Raw genomic sequence first — 21,799 nt, forward strand, 5'->3', positions numbered from 1 at the left:
GTTATTTTTCTGCTAGTCTGACCCCGTCGCCGTGATTCGGGGCGGGCCTGTGCCTGTTTCCGTATCGGGCAATCCCGATGGGGGAATGGATGTCCGCGCCCGATTTCTCGCTGCTGACCAAGCGCCGCTATGCGCCGTTGTTCGTCGTCCAGTTTCTGGGCGCGATGAATGACAATCTGCTTAAGTTCGCGTTGCTGTTCCTCGCCAATTTCACGCTGTATCGCGCCGATCCAGCGCAGGCGGCGACGCTGGCGACGGTGTCGACCGGGCTGTTCATCCTGCCCTATTTCCTGTTCTCCGGGCTCGCCGGGCAGATGGCGGATGCGTGGAACAAGGCGTGGCTGATCCGCGCGGTCAAGGCGGCCGAGATTGCGATCATGGCGCTGGCCGTGGTCGGGTTCTGGATCCAGTCGGTGCCGGTACTGCTTACCTGCCTGTTCCTGATGGGCGTGCACTCGACCGTCTTCGGTCCGGTCAAATATTCGATCCTACCGCAGCATCTGCGCCGCGAGGAATTGATGGGCGGGACCGGGCTGGTCGAGGCAGGGACGTTCGTCGCGATCCTGACCGGTCAGTTGCTGGGCGGGATCATCCCGCCATGGGAGGCGGGGCTGGTCGCGTTCGGCGTGGCAGTGCTGGGGTTCCTCGCGGCGCTGGCGGTACCGTCCGCCCCGTCGGCGGCGCCCGACATGCGGATCGACCTGAACCCGTTTCGCAGCACCGCCGCGATCCTGCGCGCGGCGCATGGCGGGCGCGGGGTGTGGCTGGCGATCCTCGGCATCAGCTGGTTCTTTTCGGTCGGTGCGGTGGTGCTGTCGGAGTTCGCGCCGCTGGTCGCCGGTACGCTGGACGCCGCGCCGGAGGTGGTGACGCTGTTCCTCGCGGTATTCAGCCTGTTCGTCGCGGTCGGATCGCTGCTGGTCAACCGGCTGCTGAAGGGGGAGGTGTCGGCGCGCTATGTGCCGATCGCGGCGATCGGGCTGGCTGTGTTCCTGATCGATGCATGGATCACGGCGAACCGGTTCGTGGTCGTGACGCCGGGCGCGGATATCGCCGCGTTCATGGCGACGCCGGGCAGCTGGCATCTGCTGATCGACCTGGCCGGCATCGCGCTGTCGGGCGGGGTATTCGTGGTGCCGCTCTACGCCATTCTCCAGACATGGAGCGCGCCGGAAAAGCGGTCGCAGATCATCGCTGCGAACAACATCATCAACGCCATCGTGACAGTGGTGATGGTCGCGGTGGTGACGGCGATGCTGGCGGGTGGCAGCAGCGTGCCCGGCATCTTCGGCGCGCTGGGCTTCGCGACGCTGTCGATCGCGCTGATCTCCTGCTGGCTGCTGCCGGAGACGGTGTTCAAGTCGGTGGTGCGCAGCGCGCTGCGGCTCGCCTACCGGGTGAAGGTGCATGGTGCCGAAAACATGCCGCTGCCCGGCGAACGCGCGGTGGTGGTGGTCAACCATGTCTCGTTCCTCGACGGGCTATTGCTCGCCGCCTTCCTGCCGGGCAGGCCGACCTTCGCGATCCATAGCCGCTTTGCGCGAGCGTGGTGGATGCAGCCGCTGCTCAAGCTGTTCGACGCGTTCCCGGTCGATCCGACCAACCCGATGTCGGCCAAGGCGATGGTCAAGGCGGTGCGCGAAGGACGGACGCTGGTGATCTTTCCCGAAGGACGGATCACGGTGACCGGCGCGCTGATGAAGGTGTTCGACGGCCCCGGCATGGTCGCCGACCGCGCCGACGCCCCGATCGTGCCGGTGCGGATCGACGGTGCGCAATATACCCGCTTCAGCCGGTTGAAGGGCAAGGCGCGGCTGCACTGGTTCCCGAAGATCGAGCTGACCGTGCTGCCGCCGCGTCGCTTCGACCTGCCTGACGGGTTAAGCGCGCGCGAGCGGCGGGCGATCGCCGGGCGGCGGCTGTACGATGTGATGAGCGAGATGATCTTCGCCACGTCGGACACCGACCGGACGCTGTACGACGCGCTGATCGATGCGCGGCACCTGCATGGGCCGAACATGGGCGTGGTCGAGGATGTGCAGCGCGTGCCGTTGACCTACGACCGGCTGGTCACGGGGACGCAAGCACTCGCCCGTCCCCTGGCGAAAGAGACGACGCAGGGCGAGGCGGTCGGCGTGCTGCTGCCCAACGTCAATGGCGTGGTCGCGACCTTCTTCGCGTTGCAGGCCACCGGCCGCGTGCCGGCGATGCTGAACTATACCGCCGGCCTCGCCAATCTGCGGGCAGCGTGTACCGCGGCGCAGGTGCGGACGATCGTCACCGCGCGCGCATTCGTCGAGCAGGCGAAGCTGGGCGAGGTCGTCGCCGGGCTGGCGGGCGACGGGATCACCATCCGCTACCTCGAGGATATTCGGGCGACCATCGGCGCGGGCGCGAAGCTGGTCGCGCTGGTCCGGTCGCGGATGGCGGGGCGGCTGCACCAGCGGCTGCGCATTTCGCCGGATGCGCCCGCCGTGATCTTGTTCACCAGCGGGTCGGAAGGCGTGCCGAAGGGGGTGGTGCTGACGCATCGCAACCTGCTGAGCAATTGCCTTCAGCTATCGTCGCGGATCGATTTCAACCGCGCGGATACGGTGCTGAACGCGCTGCCGGTGTTCCACAGCTTCGGACTGACCGGCGGCACGCTGTTGCCGATCCTGTCGGGGGTGAGGACGGTGCTGTATCCCAGCCCGCTGCACTACCGGATCGTGCCTGCGCTGGCCTACGACACCAATGCGACGATCCTGTTCGGGACCGACACCTTCCTGTCAGGCTATGCGCGGATGGCGCATGGCTATGATTTTTATGCGCTGCGCTACATCTTTGCCGGTGCCGAGCGGGTGCGCCCGGAAACGCGTGGCGTGTATGCCGAGAAGTTCGGACTGCGCATTCTCGAAGGCTATGGCGCTACCGAGGCGGCGCCGGTGATCGCGGTCAATACGCCGATGCACTTCCGCGCGGGCAGCGTTGGGCGGCTGCTGCCGGGAATCGAGGCGCGACTTGAGCCGGTACCCGGCATTGCTGACGGCGCGCGGCTGGCGATCCGCGGGCCGAACGTGATGGCAGGCTATCTGAAGGTCGAGGCGCCGGGCGTGGTGCAGCCGCCCGCCGACGGCTGGCACGATACCGGCGATATCGTCACCATTGACGATGCCGGCTTCGTCACCATCCGGGGCCGTGCCAAGCGCTTTGCCAAGATCGGAGGCGAGATGGTCTCGCTGCCGGCGGTCGAGGGCTATGCCGCAAAGCTGTGGCCGGGCGCTGAACATGCGGTGGTGACGCGTCCCGATGCTCGAAAGGGCGAGCAGCTGGTGCTGTTCACTACGCAGGCAGGGGCGATGGCGGGCGACTTGTCGTCATGGGGGCGGGCGAACGGGGTCGCCGAACTCGCCCTGCCGCGCGACGTGCGGGTGGTCGCGGCACTGCCGGTGCTGGGGACGGGGAAGCTGGATTATGTGACGATGACGGCGATGGCGGCGGGGTAGAAGTCGCGCTGATCGCTTGTAACGCACGCGCCGATGCGTGCCCCGACGCGGGCGGGGATTTAAAGCCGATCGGGATTCGGTGACGATCGCGAATTGTCGTCATTCTCGCGCAGGCAGGGAGCCATGACCGCCGACGTTTCGACTGGACTGAATATCGATCGACCCTGGAGTCGGATGACATGAACCTGACCCGTTCATCCTGAGTAGCCATTGAGCTTGCCGAAATGGCGTATCGAAGGACCGTTGGTGGCATGTGCTTCGATACGGGTTCAGCTTCGCTCAGCCCCTACTCGGCACGAACGGTTCTACCTGTTGTCATCAAGCTACAGGCGGAGATGCTCGCCGTCGGCCCGACCCGGCACCTGCCCCCGCTCACGCGAGACCGCTGCGAACATCCCTTCTCGTACCCCGGCGAAGGCCGGAACACGGCAGTTTTCAGGTGATCGGGCGACGCTTACAGCGATCCAGCCTCGATTTAGCGCAACCCCGCCACGATCGCATCCGCCGCCGCCGACACATCCGCCCACGTCACCGCGAACCCGGCGGCATCGCCATAATAGGGATCGGCCACCGCCTGCCCCCCACGCCCCGGTACCGCGTCCATCAATAACCCGATCCGCGCCGTCGAATCGATGGGCGCGCGCCGTCGCAGCTCCGCCAGATTGTCGCGATCCAGCGCGAGGATATCGGTGAACCGCCGGTAATCCGCCGCTGAGACCTGCCGCGCGCGATAGCCCGCTATGTCGATGCCGTGCGCCAGCGCCACCGCCTGCGACCGGGGATCGGGCGGGTTGCCGACATGCCATGCCCCGGTCCCTGCCGAATCGACGATGATGTCCACCCCCGCCCGCGCCGCCGCATCGCGCAACGCCGCCTCCGCCAACGGCGAACGGCAGATATTACCGAGACAGACGAGCAGGAAGGATCGGTTGGATGTCATCGGAATACTGGGCGTCCCATGCAAAAAACAAACCCGTTCGTGCTGAGTAGGGGCTGAGCTTGTCGAAGACCCGTATCGAAGTACTTGGCCTCAGGCGATCCTTCGATACGCCGTTTCGACAAGCTCAACGGCTAATCAGGACGAACGGCGCAAAGCGTGACAGGCCCTTGAAAGCTCCCACCTCGCACGAAACCCATGGCATCCTCCGCCCCCTTGCTCCAATAATATCCCAAACCGGGAGAGGCGCATGGCGACAGCAGCAACCACACCGATCGCACCGACCAATGCGCGCGAATGGATCGCATGGGCGGCGGTCGCGATCGTCGGCGCGGTCGCGCTCGGCTGGATCGCGCTGATGCGGGGTGAGCCGGTCAACGCGCTGTGGATCGTCGTCGCGGCACTGTGCGTCTATGCCATCGCCTATCGCTTCTACGGCCTGTTCATCGCCAGCCGCGTGCTGCGCGTCGATCCTTCCCGCCCTACCCCGGCGGTGCGCCGCGACGACGGGCTCGATTACGTCCCCACCCATAAGGGCGTGTTGTTCGGCCACCATTTCGCCGCCATCGCCGGCGCAGGCCCGCTGGTCGGCCCAGTCCTCGCCGCGCAGATGGGCTATCTCCCCGGCACGCTATGGCTGCTTGCCGGCGTCGTGTTCGCGGGCGCCGTGCAGGACTTTCTGATCCTCTATTTCTCCACCCGCCGCGACGCACGATCGCTGGGCGACATGATCCGCAGCGAAATGGGCCTGATCCCCGGCACCATCGCGCTGGTCGGCGTGCTGATGATCATGATCATCCTGCTCGCGGTGCTGGCGCTGGTGGTGGTCAAGGCGCTGACCGGCAGCCCATGGGGCACCTTCACCGTCTTCGCCACCATCCCGATCGCGGTGCTGATGGGCCTCTATGGCCGCTTCCTGCGTCCCGGAAAGATCGCCGAAATGTCGGTGATCGGCTTCGTCCTGCTGATGGCGGCGATCGTCGGAGGCGAGCCGGTGGCGCATTCGCCGGCGCTCGCCCCGCTGTTCACCTATTCGGGCCCGGCGCTGGCGCTGATCCTGATGGCGTACGGCTTCGTCGCCTCGGTCGCGCCGGTCTGGCTGCTGCTCGCGCCGCGCGACTATCTGTCGACGTTCCTCAAGATCGGGGTGATCGCCGGCCTCGCCCTCGGCATCCTCTATGTCCGTCCCGACCTGCAGATGCCCGCCGTCACCCATTTCATCGACGGCACCGGCCCGGCCTTTTCGGGCAAGCTGTTCCCGTTCCTGTTCATCACCATCGCCTGTGGCGCGGTGTCGGGCTTCCATGCGCTGATCGCCAGCGGCACCACGCCGAAGATGATCGCGAGCGAGGCGGATCTGCGCTTCATTGGCTATGGCGCGATGCTGACCGAAAGCTTCGTTGCGATCATGGCGCTGATCGCCGCCTGCGTGCTCGACCCCGCCGTCTATTTCGCGATGAACGCGCCGCCCGCGCTGATCGGCACGACGGCGCAGTCGGCGGCCAGCGCCATCGCCAATTGGGGCTTCGTCGTCACCCCCGACATGCTCGATCAGCTGGCGCGCGACGTCGGCGAATCCTCTATCCTGTCGCGCGCGGGCGGTGCCCCGACGCTGGCGGTCGGCATGGCGCATATCCTGTCAAAGGTGATCGGCGGGCAGGCGATGATGGCCTTCTGGTATCACTTCGCGATCCTGTTCGAGGCGCTGTTCATCCTGACCACGGTCGATGCCGGCACGCGCGTCGCCCGCTTCATGATCCAGGACCTGCTCGGCAGCTTCATTCCCGCCATGAAGGAGACGCAGAAGCTCGGCCCCAATCTGATCGGTACCGCGCTCGCCGTCGCCGCCTGGGGCTGGTTCCTCTATAGCGGCGTCACCGATCCGCTGGGCGGGATCAACACGCTGTGGCCGCTGTTCGGCATCTCGAACCAGATGCTCGCCGCCATCGCGCTGATCCTGTCGACCGTCCTGCTCTTCAAGATGAAGCGCGACCGCTATGCATGGGTGACGATGGTCCCGACCGCATGGCTGCTGATCTGCACGCTGACGGCCGGGTGGCAGAAGCTGTTCGACGCCAATCCGAAGATCGGCTTCCTTGCCCATGCCAATGTCTTTTCCGAAGCCCTCGCTCGCGGCGAGATCCTCGCCCCCGCCAAATCGGCGGCGGAGATGCAGCGGATCATCCTCAACGACCGCATCGACGCGGCCTTGTGCGTGCTGTTCATCGTCGTCGTGCTGTCGATCCTGATCTACGGCATCGGCGCGATCCACCGGGCGAAGGCCGCTACCCACGCCACCACGCGGGAGGTCGGCGATGCGCTTCCTGCATAAGCTTGCCGAGGGGGCGCGGCTGATGGTCGGCGTCCCCGATTACGACCACTACGTCGCCCATCGCGCCGCGCACCATCCCGGCGAACCGGTCATGAGCTTGAAGGAGTTCCACCGCGACCGCGTGGCCCGCCGGTACGGCACCGGCCCCGGCGCCCCGCCGCGTTGCTGCTGAAGGGCTGGCCTCAGACGCAAACGCGTCAGACCGTTATCAGAACCTACTGCTAAAGCCGTACCCCGGCGGAGGCCGGGGCCCAGTTGGGGAACGCTCCGGACGGACGGACGAACCTTCCCAACTGGACCCCGGCCTCCGCCGGGGTACGGCATGATCTTGGACAGGCGGGATCGTTGCCCGTCGCCGCTGCAACGATCAATCCCGGATATTCCGCCGGAACGTCTCCGGCAGGAACAGCACGCCCAGCACCAGCGTCACCACCGCCAGCACCACCGGATACCACAGCCCGTAATAGATATCCCCGGTCGCCGCGACCATCGCGAAGGCCGTGGTCGGCAGGAACCCGCCGAACCAGCCATTGCCGATATGATAGGGCAGCGACATCGACGTATAGCGGATGCGGCTGGGGAAGAGTTCGACCAGCAGCGCCGCGATCGGGCCATAGACCATGGTCACCAATATCACCATGAACCACAGGATCAGCACCACCAGCGGCTTGTTGATCGCCGCCGGATCGGCCTTGGCCGGATAGCCGGCCTCCGCCAGCGCCGCCGCCAGTTCGCCCTGATAAGCGGTGATCGCCGCCGCCCGCGCCGGCCCGGTCACCTCCGCCGGATCGGGCGCCACCAGCATCCGGTTGCCGACCTGCACGCTTGCGATCGCGCCCGCCGGTGCCTCGACATTGGTATAGCTGATGCCGTTCTTCGCCAGATAGGATTTGGCGATGTCGCAGCTCTTCGCATCGAACTTGTTGCGACCGATCGGATCGAACTGGACCGAACAATCCTCGTCATGCGCGCTCACCCGTACCGGCGACGCCGCCTGCGCCGCGGCAAGCGCCGGGTTGGCGGCATTGGTCAGCGCCCCGAACAGCGGGAAATAGGTGATCGCCGCCAGCGCGCAGCCGGCCATGATGATCCATTTCCGCCCGATCTTGTCCGACAGCCAGCCGAAGAACACGAAGAACGGCGTCCCCAGCGCCAGCGACACCGCCAGCAGCACGTTCACCGTCGCGCCATCGACCTTCATCATCTTCTCGAGGAAGAACAGGACGTAGAACTGCCCGGTATACCACACCACTGCCTGACCCATGGCGGCACCGAACAGCGCGATCAGCACGACCTTCAGGTTCGGCCAGCGCAAGAACGCCTCGGTCAGCGGCGCCTTCGACGTCTTGCCCTCTTCCTTCATCTTCAGGAACACCGGGCTTTCCGACAATTGCAGCCGGATCCACATCGATACGCCGAGCAGCAGGATCGACACGAGGAACGGCAACCGCCACCCGAACCCGCCGAACGTCTCCTCGCCCAGCAAAGTGCGGAACCCGATGACGACCAGCAACGCCGCGAACAGCCCCATCGTCGCCGTCGTCTGGATGAAACTGGTGTACAGCCCCCGCTTCCCATCGGGCGCATGTTCGGCGACATAGGTTGCCGCCCCGCCATATTCGCCGCCCAGCGCCAGCCCCTGCAGGATGCGCAGCGCGACGAGGATCACCGGCGCGGCGACGCCGATACTGGCATAGGAGGGCAGCAGGCCAACCGCGAAGGTCGACAGGCCCATGATCCCCATCGTCACCAGAAACGTGTTCTTGCGCCCGACCAGATCGCCGATCCGCCCGAACACCAGCGCCCCGAACGGCCGCACCGCAAAGCCGGCCGCGAACGCGCCGAGCGCGAGGATGAACCCCGTCGTTTCGTTCACGCCCGAGAAGAATTGTTTCGAGATGTACGTCGCCAACAGCCCGTACAGGTAAAAATCATACCATTCGAACACCGTGCCCAGCGACGACGCGGCGATCACCAGTTTCTCGTTCTGGCCCTTGGGGTGTGCCCCGGCCGTTGCTCCCGCCATGGCGGCATCCTCTCGTAAAGCGGGGCACGATCGTTCGCCGCACCTCCCTGCCGCGCCAGTGTCATGCGCGCGGGCCATGGCGGGAAGTACGACCTTGGTCGTAGGGGCAAGCGACTTGACGCGCGTACCCCTCAACACAGATCAAGGGCATAGGAGAGATATATGACCCAGACGATTCACGCGGCTCCGCACGATGATGCCGCGCGGGTGGACCAGAACGAATATGACGCGCGCTACGCCGCCTCGGTCGCCGATCCGGAAGCCTATTGGCGTGAGGGCGGCCGCTGTATCGACTGGTCGCGACCCTATACGCAGGTCAAGGACACGTCGTTCGACGAAGCCGATTTCCGCATCCGCTGGTTCGCCGATGGCCAGACCAACGTCTCGGTCAACTGTCTCGACCGCCATCTGGCCGAACGCGGCGATCAGGTCGCGATCATCTGGGAAGGCGACGAACCGGGCGAGACGCGCCGCGTCACCTATCGCGAACTCCACCAGCAGGTCTGCTGCTTCGCCAACGTCCTGAAGGCCAGGGGCGTGAAGAAGGGCGACCGCGTCACCCTCTATCTGCCGATGATGGCGGAGGCGGCGGCGGCGATGCTCGCCTGCACCCGTATCGGCGCGATCCATTCGATCGTGTTCGGCGGCTTTTCGCCCGACAGCCTCGCCAACCGCATCGTCGATTGCGACAGCCGTCTGGTCATCACCGCCGACGAAGGCTGTCGCGGCGGCAAACGTATCCCTTTGAAGGCCAATGTCGACAAGGCGCTGGCCCATGCCCCCGGCGTCGACACCGTCATCGTCATCCGCCGCAGCGGCGCCGACGTGCCGATGACCGAGGGCCGCGATTTCTGGCTGCACGACTTGCTTCGCGACGCCTCGTCCGACTGCCCGGCCGAGCCGATGGACGCCGAAGACCCGCTGTTCATCCTCTATACCAGCGGTTCGACCGGCAAGCCGAAGGGCGTGCTGCATACGACGGGCGGCTATCTGGTCTGGGCGCACACCACCTTCCGCGACGTGTTCGATTATCGCGATGGCGAGGTCTTCTGGTGCACCGCCGATATCGGCTGGGTCACCGGGCACAGCTATGTCGTCTACGGTCCGCTCAGCAACGGCGCGACCACCGTCATGTTCGACGGCGTGCCCAATTATCCCGACCATGGCCGTTTCTGGGAAACGATCGACCGGCTGGGCGTCAACATCTTCTACACCGCCCCCACCGCGATCCGCGCGCTGATGCGCGAAGGCGACCAGTGGGTGACGAAGTCGAGCCGCCAGTCGCTGCGCATCCTCGGCTCGGTCGGCGAACCGATCAATCCGGAGGCGTGGGACTGGTATCACCGCGTCGTCGGCGACCGCCGCTGCCCGATCGTCGATACCTGGTGGCAGACCGAGACCGGCGGCATCCTCATCTCGCCGCTCCCCTATGCCACCGACCTGAAGCCCGGCAGCGCGACCAAGCCGCTCCCCGGCGTGCAGCCGCTAATCGTCGATGCCGAGGGCAAGGAACTGTCCGGCGCGACAGAGGGCAATCTCTGTATCGCCGATAGCTGGCCGGGGCAGATGCGGACGGTGTGGGGCGATCACGACCGTTTCTTCCAGACTTATTTCACCACCTATCCCGGCAAATATTTCACCGGCGACGGCGTGCGCCGCGACGCCGACGGCTATTACTGGATCACCGGCCGCGTCGACGACGTCATCAACGTCAGCGGCCACCGCATGGGCACCGCCGAAGTCGAAAGCGCCCTCGTCGCGCATCAAAAAGTTGCCGAAGCCGCGGTCGTCGGCATGCCCCACGACATAAAGGGCCAGGGCATCTACGCCTATGTGACGCTCAACGCCGGCGAGGAACCGTCCGATGATCTCCGCGCCGAACTGCGCGGCTGGGTCCGGCAGGAGATCGGCCCCGTCGCCACCCCCGACGCGCTGCAATTCGCGCCCGGTCTGCCCAAGACCCGCTCGGGCAAGATCATGCGTCGCATCCTGCGCAAGATCGCCGAGAACGACACGTCGAACTTGGGCGACACCTCGACGCTGGCCGATCCGTCGGTCGTCGACACGCTGGTCGCCGAGCGTATCCGGCCGGTGTGAGGGGCCTTGTTGCAAACCGTTCGTGCTGAGTAGGGGCTGAGCGAAGTCGAAGACCCGTATCGAAGCACTTGGCCACAGACGGTCCTTCGATACGCCGCTTCGACAGGCTCAGCGGCTACTCAGGACGAACGGATTTGCAGAATGGCTGAAGCTCCAACCATCCTCATCGCCGACGACCACCCCCTGTTCCGCCAGGCGCTGACCCTCGCCGTCTCCCAGGTCCGCTCGCAAGCGAACATCGTCGAGGCCGGCTCGCTCGACCGCGCCGTCCAGGTCGTCCGCGAAGCAACCGACCTCGCCCTTATCCTGCTCGACCTGAACATGCCCGGCGCGGTCGGTTATAGCGGCGTGGCGCTACTCCATGCCGAAGCGCCCGACGTCCCCATCCTCGTCATCTCCGGCGCCGACCGTGCCGCCGCCTATGCGCAGGTCGCCCGCTTCGGCGCGGTCGGCTTCGTCGGCAAGGACGCCCCGCTCGACCATATCGAAACCGCCATTGCCGCAGCGCTGTCCGGCGATCGCATGGTCCCCGACGCGGCGCCCGAGGACGACATCGCCGCCCGCGTCGCCGCCCTGACCCCTACGCAACTGCGCGTCCTGCTCGGCGTCCTCGCCGGCCGCCTCAACAAACAGATCGCCCACGACCTCGGCATCGCCGAAGCCACGGTAAAGGTCCACATGACCGCCGTCCTGCGCAAACTCGACGTCGGCAACCGGACGCAGGCGGCGGTGGCGGCGCGGGCATTGGGGCTGGAGGTGGTGGGGTAGAGTCGAGGACTGGGTTATAAAAACCGGTTGCGCGCGAGGAAGGTCGGGCTTCGGTGGAAAGCGGACAGGCGGCTTCGCTACTTCGCCGCTGGAAGGGTAACGTTGCTCCGTCTATCATCATGAGCATGGGCGACACCCACAGCAGGATCATCGCGGCGGCTGCCAGGAAGGAATTGGTCCCGTTGGGCTTTCGCCAGCAGGGGCGATCTCGCCTTTCGCTTGCAGACAGGCGTTCATGGCTGAACGTAGTGGAGTTCACGCCGAGCAGGTGGTCGAAGAGCGTGTCCCTCACGAACGCGGCTCACTGGCTGTGGTTGGGCATTGGCTTCATGAGCTTCAACGTATCCGTTCCGTCGCAACTGTACGCAGAGTTCGAGACTGAAGAGCAGTTTGCGGAAGCGGCGCGGAAGATCGCGCATGCTGCGAGGGACAACGCCCGCCTCATCGACGATCGCTTTTCATCGTTCCAGTCCGTTGCCGAGTTCGTGATTGAGCGCGCCGAAAGTTCCCCTAATCGCATGGGGCCTAGTTGGTGGGGCTACGAGGCAGGGATCGCCGCTGGACTGCTCGGGCGAACCGACGAGGCGACCCGCTTCTTGCAGGGAGTCACCGACGACCGGGTAACGGAGCGGGCCGCACACCTCCTCCCTCTCATCAACAATCCTGGCGCCTTCCGGGAGACGGTGAACGCCACCGTTGCACAGGAGCGCGCGAGGTTGAAATTGGCGGCGCTAGAACAGCCTCCGTTCTAATGACCGCTCTTGGGCGAAAGCAGAAACGAGAGCGCTAGTGCTTGAGAGCGTCTTCGGAGGGGCGTCTCGAAGATCGCTGATCCTGAATGCGTCGGGTTCCCCAAACCCGTTCCGAGGCGCGCTTACCGACACCAGCGGGCGACCATCCACGACTCGGGCAACGGACCATCCGCCCCCGATCCCGCTCAACGCTTTCCTACAGCCCGACCGCCTGCCAATCTCTGCGCTCGTTCTTTCCCATCGTCGACGCGCATACCGAGACCGAACCGGCACCGCCCGAAGCAAAAGTGTCAACTTCCGCGCGACAGGCCACCCTTAACCCATTGCGCTAAAACAACCTTACCCCTCGCAAAAGCATTGCATACTGTCACCTTTGTCAACTTCCACGCCACGCTAACTCGCCAGCCAGCCGTCAAAAACCTCACCCGACAGCGGTTTAAGCAACACCGCCACCCCCGAAGCTTCCGCCCGCTCCGCCAACGTCCGCCCGGCATCCGCCGTCACCAGCGCCACCCGCAGCCCCGGCGCCCTCGCCCGCAGCATGTCGATCAGCGCCAGCCCGTCGACCGCCCCGCCCAGATCATGGTCGACGAACGCCACCGCCGCGCCCCCGACCTGCGCCAGCGCTTCCTCAACCGTCGCCGCGAGCCGCACGCCATGCCCCCGGCTCGCCGCCAGCGCCGCCATTGCCGCCCGCACCCCGGCATCGTCGTCGACGATCAGGCAGTCGAGCGGCAGCACCGCCCCCGCCGCCGCCCGCACCGGCGGGGCAACCACCGCCCCCTCCGCAAGCGGCAGGGTCACCGCAAAGCGGCTCCCCCGCCCGACCCGGCTGTCGAGCGTCACTTCCGCCCCCAGCAACGCCGCCGTCCGCGCGACGATGGCAAGGCCCAGCCCCAGCCCGGCATCCTCGGCATTGGCCAGCCGCTCGAACTCGCGAAACACCCGCGCCCGGTCACTTGTCGCAATGCCGGGTCCGCTATCGATCACCTCGATCCGCACCGTGCCGCCCCGCCGCCGCACGCCGATCACCACGCCGCCCCGCGCCGTATAGCGCACCGCATTGCCCAGCAGATTCTGCACGATCGACCGCAGCAGCACCCGGTCCGTCTCGACCACCGCGTCGCCCATGCCCAGACGCAGCGTCAGCCCCTTGGCGCGCGCCTGATCGGCAAAGCTCTCGACCAGTTCGCCGAGCAAGCCGCGCACCGCGAAGCGCGTCGGCACCGGCACGATCCCGCCGGCATCCAGCCTCGAAATGTCGAGCAGCGCGCGCAGCAACTGGTCCGCCGCCGCGATCGACTGATCGATCCGCTCGACCAGCGGCTTCGCGCGATCGTCCGCCCCCCGCGCCAGCGCGGCGGTGAACAGCCGCGCGGCATGCAGCGGCTGCAACAGGTCGTGGCTGGCAGCGGCGAGGAACCGCGTCTTGTCGGCGGTCGCCCGCGCCAGTGCGGCATTCGCCTCCGACAGCGCGCGCGTCCGTTCCTCGACCCGTTGCTCCAGCTCGGCACGCGCTGTCTCCACCGCGCGCAGCGCCTGCGCCTCGACGGTAATGTCCGAAAAACACATGACATAGCCGCCGCCCGGCATCGGTCCGCCGACGGTCTTCAGCACCCGCCCGTCGTTCCGGACCCGCTCGAAACTGTGTCGGGTGCCGCGCCGCATATGCGCCAGCCGCCGGGCGACATGGTCGTCGACCTCGCCGGGGCCGCAATCGCCACGCAGCGCATTGAACGCGATCGCATCGGCAACCGGCGCCCCGACCCGGATCATGCCGTCCGGAAAGCCGAACAGGTCGAGATAGCGTTGATTCCACGCGACGAGGTTCAGCTCGGCATCAACGACGCTGACCCCCGGATCGATATGCTCCAGCGTCGCGGCCAGCAGCCCCTTGGAGAATTGCAGGCTCTGCCCGCTCGCATCCAGCATCCGCGCGACGTCTTCGGCGCCCAGCGCCTCGCCCGACAGTGCCGACGCGACCAGTCGCCGCGCCGACGACACGCCGACCACCTGCGCCACCAGTCGTTCGGCCTGCCGCGCCGCCCGGGCGTCGACATGCGTCCCCTCGCCCAGACCGGCGACGGCGCGCTCCTCACCGACGAAGCGCGCGACCAGCCGGGTCAGCTCGCCCAGATCGCGCACCGGCGGCACGCGTTCGTCACGGGCGAAAGGCAGGCGCGGCGCACGCGACGCGGCAACGATCGCATGAACGATCAGGTTCGCGGCCAGCGTGGCCACCGCCGCCGCCGACAGCGCGCCCAGTCCCGGCACCCCCGACACCGGCAGCGGCGCCCCGGTCAGCGTCGGCACGAACAGCAGGAACGTCCACCCGACCAGCCCGGTGGTCAGCCCCGCCTTCGCCGCCAGCGGATCACGCCCGCCGCGCCCGATCGCCAGCAGCAGCGCCGGCGCGAACTGCGCCATCGCCGCGAACGCGACCAGCCCGATCGCCGCCAGCCCCCGGGTCGTCGGGATCAGCAGCGCACACGCCGTCGCCACGCCGATGATTCCGGCGATCACCCCCCGCCGCACCCAGAGCAGCGTCCGCCCGACATGCTCGGCCGCGGCCAGACGCGGATTGCGCAGCAGTAGCGGCGCGATCAGGTCGTTCGACACCATCGTCGCCAGCGCCACCGTCTCGACCACGACCATCGCCGTCGCCGCCGAAAACCCGCCGAGAAAGCCGAGCAACGCTACCGCCGGCACACCCGCCGCGATCGGCATGGCGATGACCAGCAGGTCGGGGCGCGCCATCCCGCCCTGCACCAGCGCCGCCCACGTGATCGGCAGCACCAGCAACGCGGTCAACAGCAGATAGGCGACGAACGGCCCGCGCGCCCGCCACGGATCGGCCGGCTCGGTCGCGGCGACCACCGTCACCTGGAACTGGCGGGGGAGGCACAGCATCGCGGCGGCGGCCAGCAGCGTCGTGACGACGAAATCGCCCATGTCCGGCGCCCGCGCGAACCCCGCCGACAGCCGCGCCAGCCCCGCGCTTCGGGCTTCCGGTCCCGCGCCGCCGACCAGCAGGATGGCGAACAGCGCCACCCCGGCAAATGCCGCCAGCTTGACCACCGATTCGATCGCGACCGCTGCCAGCAGCCCGGCCTCTGCGCGCGGCTCGGCATCGCTGCGCGTTCCGAAGGCGATGGCGAACCCTGCCAGCACCAATGCGGTGACGACGACCGGCCGCGTGACATCGGCCATGCCGGCCAGCGCGGCATAGCTGGTCGCGACCGACCGCAATTGCAGCGCGACATAGGGCACGGTGCCGATCAACGCGATCAGCGTGACCAGCGCCGCCACTCCCCGGCTGCGCGAGAAGCGCGACCCGATGAAGTCGGCGATCGACGTCGCGCCATCGGCCTGCACCGCGCCGACCAGCCGCACCAGCAACCGCCCGCCCAGCGCGAAGATCAGGATCGGCCCCAGATAGATCGGCAGATACGCCCAGCCATCGGCGACCGCGCTGCCGACCGCGCCGTTGAACGTCCAGCTGCTGCAATAGACCGCCAGCCCCAGCGTATAGACGATCCGCCGGTCGCGCGGCGTCAGTCCGCGCCGACGCGCCCCCCATGCCACTGCGAACAGCAGCGCGGCATAGCCGATCGCGACCGCGAACAGCAGCAATCCGTTCATGGCGACCCTCCCGCCTGCCGTCCTACGCCGGGCGGCTGGGGGATGTCAGTGGAAATCGCGCGACTTGGGTACCAGCCGCACGTCACGCGGATGTCGCGAGGCGACCGGGCGGACCGCTTCGTCGCCACGTGACGACGGGATGGGCGGCGGCGCTTCGCCCAGCCTGTCGAGCAGGTCGCTGCGATCCCATACCCGCGCGCCCATCAGATGGACGATCCCCTCGCGGCTGCGCTGCACCTCGCCTTCGACCACCATCAGCCGCGCGCCCATCACCTCACGCCGATACGCCTCGAACAACCGCGCCCAGAGCACGACATTGGTGATGCCCCCCTCGTCCTCCAGCGTGACGAAGATTGCATTGCCCTTGCCCGGCCGCTGCCGCACGAGGACGAGGCCGGCGGCGGTGACCCGCGCCCCCGCCTTCGCCGCCATGATCCCGGCGCAGCTGGTAACTCCCATCCGGTCCAATCGCTCGCGCAGGAACTGCATCGGATGCCCCTGCAACGACAGGCGGAGCGTCTGGTAGTCGGTCACGACATGCTCGACCGCCGGCATTGCCGGCAGCGTCATGTCCGGCTCGGCGCCCAGTTCGGCGGCGCGGGCATGGGCGAACAGCGGCAATTCGGCATCGGGCGTGCGCCGCACCTCCCACAATGCCGCGCGCCGGTCGAACCCGATCGAGCGAAACGCATCGGCATCGGCCAGGAGTCTTAGCGCCCGCTGCGGCAGTCGCGCCCTTCGCGCCAGTTCCTCGACGCTGGCAAAGGGTCGCGCGGCGGCGATCGCCTCCGCCCAGCCCTGGCGAAACCCGTCCATCTGCCGAAAGCCCAGCCGCAGGGCGAGTTGCTCCCCCTCCAGCTTGTTGTCCCAGTCGCTGACATTCACATCGATGCCGCGCACCTCGACCGCATGGTCGCGCGCGTCACGGACGATCTGTGCCGGCGCGTAAAAGCCCATCGGCTGCGAATTGAGCAGCGCGCAGGCGAACACCGCCGGGTGATGGCATTTGATCCACGACGATACATAGACCAGCCGCGCGAACGACAGCGCATGGCTTTCGGGAAAGCCATAGCTGCCGAACCCCTCGATCTGACGGAAACAGCGTTCGGCAAAGTCCGGCTCATAGCCACGCCGGGTCATGCCCTCGATCAGCTTTTCGCGCAGCTTCTGGATCGTCCCGGGATTACGGAACGTCGCCATCGCCCGTCGCAACTCGTTCGCCTCACCCGGACTGAAATCGGCGGCGACGATGGCGAGCTTCATCACCTGTTCCTGGAACAGCGGCACGCCATAGGTCTTGTCGAGCAGCGTCTTGAGTTCGTTGGGATCGTGCGGCGGTTTGGGCGAGGGATAGGTCACCACCTCCTTGCTGGCCCGCCGCCGCAGATATGGATGCACCATGTCGCCCTCGATCGGCCCCGGCCGCACGATCGCCACCTGTACCGACAGATCGTAGAGCGAGACAGGCTTCAGCCGCGGCAGCATGTTCATCTGCGCGCGGCTTTCGACCTGGAACACGCCGATGCTGTCGCCCCTGTGCAGCATCCGGTAAACATCTTCGTCGTCCGCCTTCAGGTCGACGGTCAGGTCATGCTCGCCCAGCCCGTGGAGCCGGAGCAGGTCGAACGCCTTGCGGATGCAGGTCAGCATGCCGAGCGCCAGCACATCGACCTTCATCAGGCCCAGCGCGTCGATATCGTCCTTGTCCCATTCGATGAAGGTCCGCCCTTCCATCGCGCCGTTATGGATCGGCACCAGTTCGTCCAGCCGCCCCTGCGTCAACACGAACCCGCCGACATGCTGCGACAAATGGCGCGGGAATTCGAGGATCTGGTCGACCAGCCAGCGCAGTTGCGCGATGTCGGGATTGTCGAGGTCGAACCCGGCACTGGTATAGCGCCGCGCCTCCATCTGCCCGGCGAAACTGCCCCATACGGTGCTGCCCAGCCGCTGCGTCACGTCGCGGGTCAGGCCCAGCACCTTGCCGACCTCGCCCACCGCGCTGCGCGGGCGGTAATGGATGACGGTCGCGGCAATGCCGGCCCGCTCACGGCCATAGCGGGCGTAGATATACTGGATCACCTCCTCACGCCGTTCATGTTCGAAATCGACGTCGATATCGGGCGGCTCGCCACGCTGTTCGGACACGAAGCGCGAGAAGAGCAGGTCATGCTCACTCGGGTCGACCGACGTCACGCCCAGCAGGAAACATACGATCGAATTGGCCGCCGACCCGCGACCCTGGCACAATATAGGCGGATCGCACGTCCGTGCGAACCGGACCAGATCATGGACGGTCAGGAAGTAATGGGCGTATTTCTCGCTGCGGATCAGCGTGAACTCTTCGTCCAGCCGCCGCCGCACCTCGACCGGCAGATCGGGACCATAGCGATCATGCGCGGCTGTCATCGTCAGATGTTCCAGCCAGTCCTGCGCCTCCCATCCCGGCGGCACCGGTTCGTGCGGATATTCATATTTCAGGTCGGTCAGGCGAAAGCGGATGCGCTTGAGGATGGCGACGCTTTCCTCGACCGCTTCGGGACAATCGCGGAACAGCCGCGCCATCTCGTCAGGGGATTTGAGATGGCGTTCGGCATTGGCGGCCAGACGCTTGCCGGCGGCAGCGATCGTCGTTCCCTCGCGGATACAGGTCAGCACATCGTGCAACGGGCGCTGTTCGTGGCTTGCATAGAGCGCATCGTTGGTCGCGAGCAGCGGCACGCCGATGGTCCGCGCCAACGCGATCCTTGCCGCCAGCCGCCGCCGGTCGCAACCGCCACGCGGCATCGTCGCCGCCAGCCATACCCGCCCCGGACAGGCATCGCGCAGCCGCGCCAGCAACGCCGCATCGGGCGCAGTGACGATCAGCAACAGCCCCTCCTGCCATTCGAGCAGATCGGTGAGTTCGAGGTGGCAGTCCCCCTTCTTCGCCTTGAGATTGCCGCCACTGAGCAACCGGGTCAGCCGCCCCCAAGCCGCACGGTCGACCGGATAGGCGACGATGTCCGGCGTCCCGTCGGCGAATACCAGCCGCGCACCGACGACAAGGTCGAAGGGATAGTCGGGCAACCCGGCCTCATGCCGCTTCTCCTTCGCATTCTTCAACGCCAGATGCGCTTGAACCACCCCCGCCACGGTGTTGCGGTCGGCGATCCCGATCCCGGCCATCTCCAGTGCGTTCGCCTGCCCAACCATCTCGGACGGTGGCGACGCCCCGCGTAGAAACGAGAAATGCGTCGCGGCGATCAGTTCGGCAAAGGCCATCTCACGGAGCCGCCACGCCCAAGCCACTGCCCGTCATCCCGGCGCAGGCCGGGATCCACCATGCCGCATATCCGATGGCTTCGGCGCTTGCGGAACCTTGGATCCCGGCCTGCGCCGGGATGACGAAAGAGCGAGCAACCCGCGTCATCGCCACACCACTTTTCGTCATTCCCGCGCAGGCGGGAATCCATTCACGCCGACACTGCGGATGGAATCGAGCCGCCAGCGCATATGGATTCCCGCCTGCGCGGGAATGACGAAGCGGGCGCAACGTCACGCAAACACCCCATGCACATACCAGAGCGGATCAGGTGTCTCGCGATCGTACAGCCCGTGCCGAAAGATCCAGTAGCGCCGCCCCCGCACATCCTCGACCCGGTAATAATCGCGCGTCCGCACCTTAGCCTGCCCGCGCCGCCACCACTCGGCCGCGATCCGCTCCGGCCCCTCGAACCGGATCACGTCGTGCAGCACGCGGCGCCAGCGGAAGCGATGCGGCGGACCATCGGGTACCTCGGCCATCACCTCGATCCGTTGCGGCGGGTCGAACAGGTGGATCGGACGCAGCGGCGGCTCGCCCGTCTCGGGCGCGTCCCAGCCGGTCGGTACCGGCGCATCGATCGCGTCGATGGTCAGCACGCCCTGTTCGGGCAGATGGCTGTCGCCCGGCGCGACCCGCGCGATGCGCCCACGGCCAAGGCGGGTGCTCAGGCGATCGACCAGCGCCGCCATCGCCTCTTCGCTCACCGCACCGCCCTCCAGCTGCAATTGCGTGGGGGCCAGCGGTTCGAGCGCGGGGACGCTCATGCGGATCATGTCGAACCCGAACCCCGGATCGATCGGATCGGCCAGCGTATCGATCCGTTCGCGGAACAGCCGCAGGATCGACGGCGGATCGCGGAGCGGCAACCCGCTTTCGACCGCCAGATCGCGCAGCGCCCCATCCGCCCGGTACAGCCGCACCGCGAACCGTCGCCCGCCTCGGTCGCGTGCGGTCAGTTCCGCCTCCGCCTCCGCCGCCAGATCGCCGATCGTCGCCAGCACATCGGCATCGCGCGCGATCGGTTCGGCGAAACGTCGTTCGAAGAACAATGCCGGCAAGGCTCGCCGTGGCCGCAACCGCTGATCGGCATCGCCCAGCAACCGCGCCAATGCCGCCACCGTCTCCTCGCCGAAACGTGCCGCGATCGGTGCGGTTGGGCGGCTCGCCAGATCGCCGATCGTGCGCAGGCCCGCCCGTCGCAGCGCCACCGCAATCTCGTCGTCGAGCCGCAGCGCCGCCACCCCCAGCCGCCGGATCGCCGCCGCCTCGCTCGCCGCAGGCGCGCTCTGGAACCGGGCCAGCGCCTGCGCCGCATCGGGCGTGTCGGCCAGCGCGTGGCGCAACGTCCCGAACCGGGCCAGCCGCGCCTCGACCTCCGCGACCAACGCCCCCTCGCCACCGAACAGATGCGCGCAGCCGGTAATGTCGAGCGTCACCCCGTCGCCCCCATCCAACGCCACCATCGGCGTGAACCGGTCGCAGGCATCGGCGATCCGCTCCAGCCAACCATGATCGGCGAACGGATCGGCATCGACCACCGCCAGGTCGGGCAGTTGCGCCCGCGCATCGGCCAGCGCCATGCCGGGGGCCAGCCCTTTGTCGAGCGCTTGCGGATCGACCGATGCGATACGTAACGCGCCCCGCACCGTCTCGACACAGACGAAAGGTGCATCATCCGGCACGGCGCAGGGGGATTGGTGCAGCAGCCGGTCGGCGGGCAGGAACGGCCACCACAGCGCCAGATGGCGTCGGGCTGGTGAAGACGGCTTGCTCACGGTTCCACTCCACTTGCCAGCGGCCATCGGCACCCCGGCCGCGCTGACGCAATAATTCTAGGTCGAAGGTCGGATGGCCCGGCGCATTGGCCGGCAGGGGCTGCGACGCGCACGACCGCACCGCCCAGCGGGTATCGGCGGCACTGGCCACCGGCGTCGCGGCGATGCGCAGCAACAGCGCCGCCACCCCGCTTTCCTCCGCCGCCAGCGCGAGCCGGCGGCTGGCGGTCAGGTCGAGCACTTTGAGATCGCGGTGCAGCTCGATCACCGCCACCCCTACCCCGGCACAACGCACAACATCGGCCGCCGCACGCAGCACCGACAAAGGATCGGGCAGGAAGCCGAGCAGTAGACGCGTGGGATCGACGCCGATCTCGACCAGTCCCGGCCCATGGAGATGCCCGCCCCCGCGCACCGCCGATTCTTCGCGCAACCACACCACGCCGCCGCCCAGCCGAATCGACAGCATCCCGGCAAAGCCGGTCGCGCTGCCGGCATCGCCCTGCTCGGCCGCAAAAATCTCGTGTAGCCGCCCGCGGGCGATGCCTCCGCCCAGCGCGGAATCGATGTCGCCATGCCCAGTCGCGACGCGAACCGCCTTGCCCACCGGCGCGCGCCGCTCCATGGCGGCGACTTGCCGCTTCAGCGCGATAAGGGTGGACGACTCTACGTTCATGG

At 67.2% G+C, this 21,799-nt stretch carries 12 protein-coding genes; 6 read left to right on the top strand and 6 right to left on the bottom strand.

Annotated features, from left to right (window positions below):
• Window positions 1-89: 89 nt before the first annotated feature.
• Window positions 90-3,485 carry an acyl-[ACP]--phospholipid O-acyltransferase gene (locus tag AAIO73_RS09890; RefSeq protein ID WP_345877721.1) on the top strand — a complete coding sequence of 1,132 codons (3,396 nt, stop codon included), beginning with the start codon at window positions 90-92 and terminating at the stop codon, window positions 3,483-3,485.
• A gap of 475 nt (window positions 3,486-3,960) precedes the next feature.
• Here AAIO73_RS09890 and AAIO73_RS09895 read toward each other — a convergent pair whose 3' ends face one another.
• Window positions 3,961-4,425, bottom strand: coding sequence for a low molecular weight protein-tyrosine-phosphatase (locus AAIO73_RS09895; RefSeq protein ID WP_345877723.1), 465 nt, complete (start codon window positions 4,423-4,425; stop codon window positions 3,961-3,963).
• 247 nt (window positions 4,426-4,672) lie between these two features.
• On the opposite strand from AAIO73_RS09895, the gene AAIO73_RS09900 reads away from it, so the two are divergent.
• Both AAIO73_RS09900 and AAIO73_RS09905 read left to right on the top strand, forming a co-directional pair.
• Window positions 4,673-6,754: a carbon starvation CstA family protein gene (locus AAIO73_RS09900; RefSeq protein ID WP_526023793.1), complete on the top strand. Its 2,082-nt coding sequence runs from the start codon at window positions 4,673-4,675 to the stop codon at window positions 6,752-6,754.
• The gene (locus tag AAIO73_RS09905; RefSeq protein WP_345877725.1) at window positions 6,738-6,926 is read left to right on the top strand and encodes a YbdD/YjiX family protein; all 189 of its coding nucleotides are present in this window, start codon (window positions 6,738-6,740) and stop codon (window positions 6,924-6,926) included. The genes AAIO73_RS09900 and AAIO73_RS09905 overlap by 17 nt, the downstream gene beginning before the upstream one ends.
• Window positions 6,927-7,121: 195 nt before the next feature.
• Here AAIO73_RS09905 and AAIO73_RS09910 read toward each other — a convergent pair whose 3' ends face one another.
• Window positions 7,122-8,780, bottom strand: coding sequence for an MFS transporter (locus tag AAIO73_RS09910; protein WP_345877727.1), 1,659 nt, complete (start codon window positions 8,778-8,780; stop codon window positions 7,122-7,124).
• A gap of 162 nt (window positions 8,781-8,942) precedes the next feature.
• Here AAIO73_RS09910 and acs point away from each other — a divergent pair, with 162 nt between their 5' ends.
• The 3 genes from acs (at window position 8,943) to AAIO73_RS09925 (ending at window position 12,397) form a co-directional block, all read left to right on the top strand.
• The gene (gene acs, locus AAIO73_RS09915; protein ID WP_345877728.1) at window positions 8,943-10,877 is read left to right on the top strand and encodes an acetate--CoA ligase; all 1,935 of its coding nucleotides are present in this window, start codon (window positions 8,943-8,945) and stop codon (window positions 10,875-10,877) included.
• 141 nt (window positions 10,878-11,018) lie between these two features.
• Window positions 11,019-11,645, top strand: a complete 627-nt coding sequence (locus AAIO73_RS09920) for a response regulator (RefSeq protein ID WP_345877729.1) — start codon at window positions 11,019-11,021, stop codon at window positions 11,643-11,645.
• Between the two features lie 125 nt (window positions 11,646-11,770).
• Window positions 11,771-12,397, top strand: coding sequence for a hypothetical protein (locus AAIO73_RS09925; RefSeq protein ID WP_345877730.1), 627 nt, complete (start codon window positions 11,771-11,773; stop codon window positions 12,395-12,397).
• 393 nt (window positions 12,398-12,790) lie between these two features.
• Here the strand turns inward: AAIO73_RS09925 and AAIO73_RS09930 are convergent, their stop codons facing one another.
• The 4 genes from AAIO73_RS09930 to AAIO73_RS09945 all read right to left on the bottom strand — a co-directional run bounded on the left by AAIO73_RS09930 (window position 12,791) and on the right by AAIO73_RS09945 (window position 21,797).
• The gene (locus tag AAIO73_RS09930) at window positions 12,791-16,039 is read right to left on the bottom strand and encodes a PAS-domain containing protein (protein WP_345877732.1); all 3,249 of its coding nucleotides are present in this window, start codon (window positions 16,037-16,039) and stop codon (window positions 12,791-12,793) included.
• A 45-nt stretch (window positions 16,040-16,084) separates the two neighbouring features.
• Window positions 16,085-19,303 (bottom strand): error-prone DNA polymerase, encoded by a 3,219-nt coding sequence (locus AAIO73_RS09935; protein WP_345878042.1) that lies wholly within the window; start codon window positions 19,301-19,303, stop codon window positions 16,085-16,087.
• 273 nt (window positions 19,304-19,576) lie between these two features.
• Entirely contained in the window at window positions 19,577-21,121 is a 1,545-nt protein-coding gene (locus AAIO73_RS09940) for a Y-family DNA polymerase (protein ID WP_345877734.1), read from the bottom strand.
• Window positions 21,018-21,797, bottom strand: a complete 780-nt coding sequence (locus AAIO73_RS09945; protein ID WP_345877736.1) for an ImuA family protein — start codon at window positions 21,795-21,797, stop codon at window positions 21,018-21,020. Before AAIO73_RS09945 ends, AAIO73_RS09940 begins: the two co-directional genes overlap by 104 nt.
• Window positions 21,798-21,799: the final 2 nt, after the last annotated feature.

Origin of the sequence: Sphingomonas epibiotica (assembly GCF_039615155.1) — a bacterium.
Lineage (GTDB): Bacteria > Pseudomonadota > Alphaproteobacteria > Sphingomonadales > Sphingomonadaceae > Sphingomonas.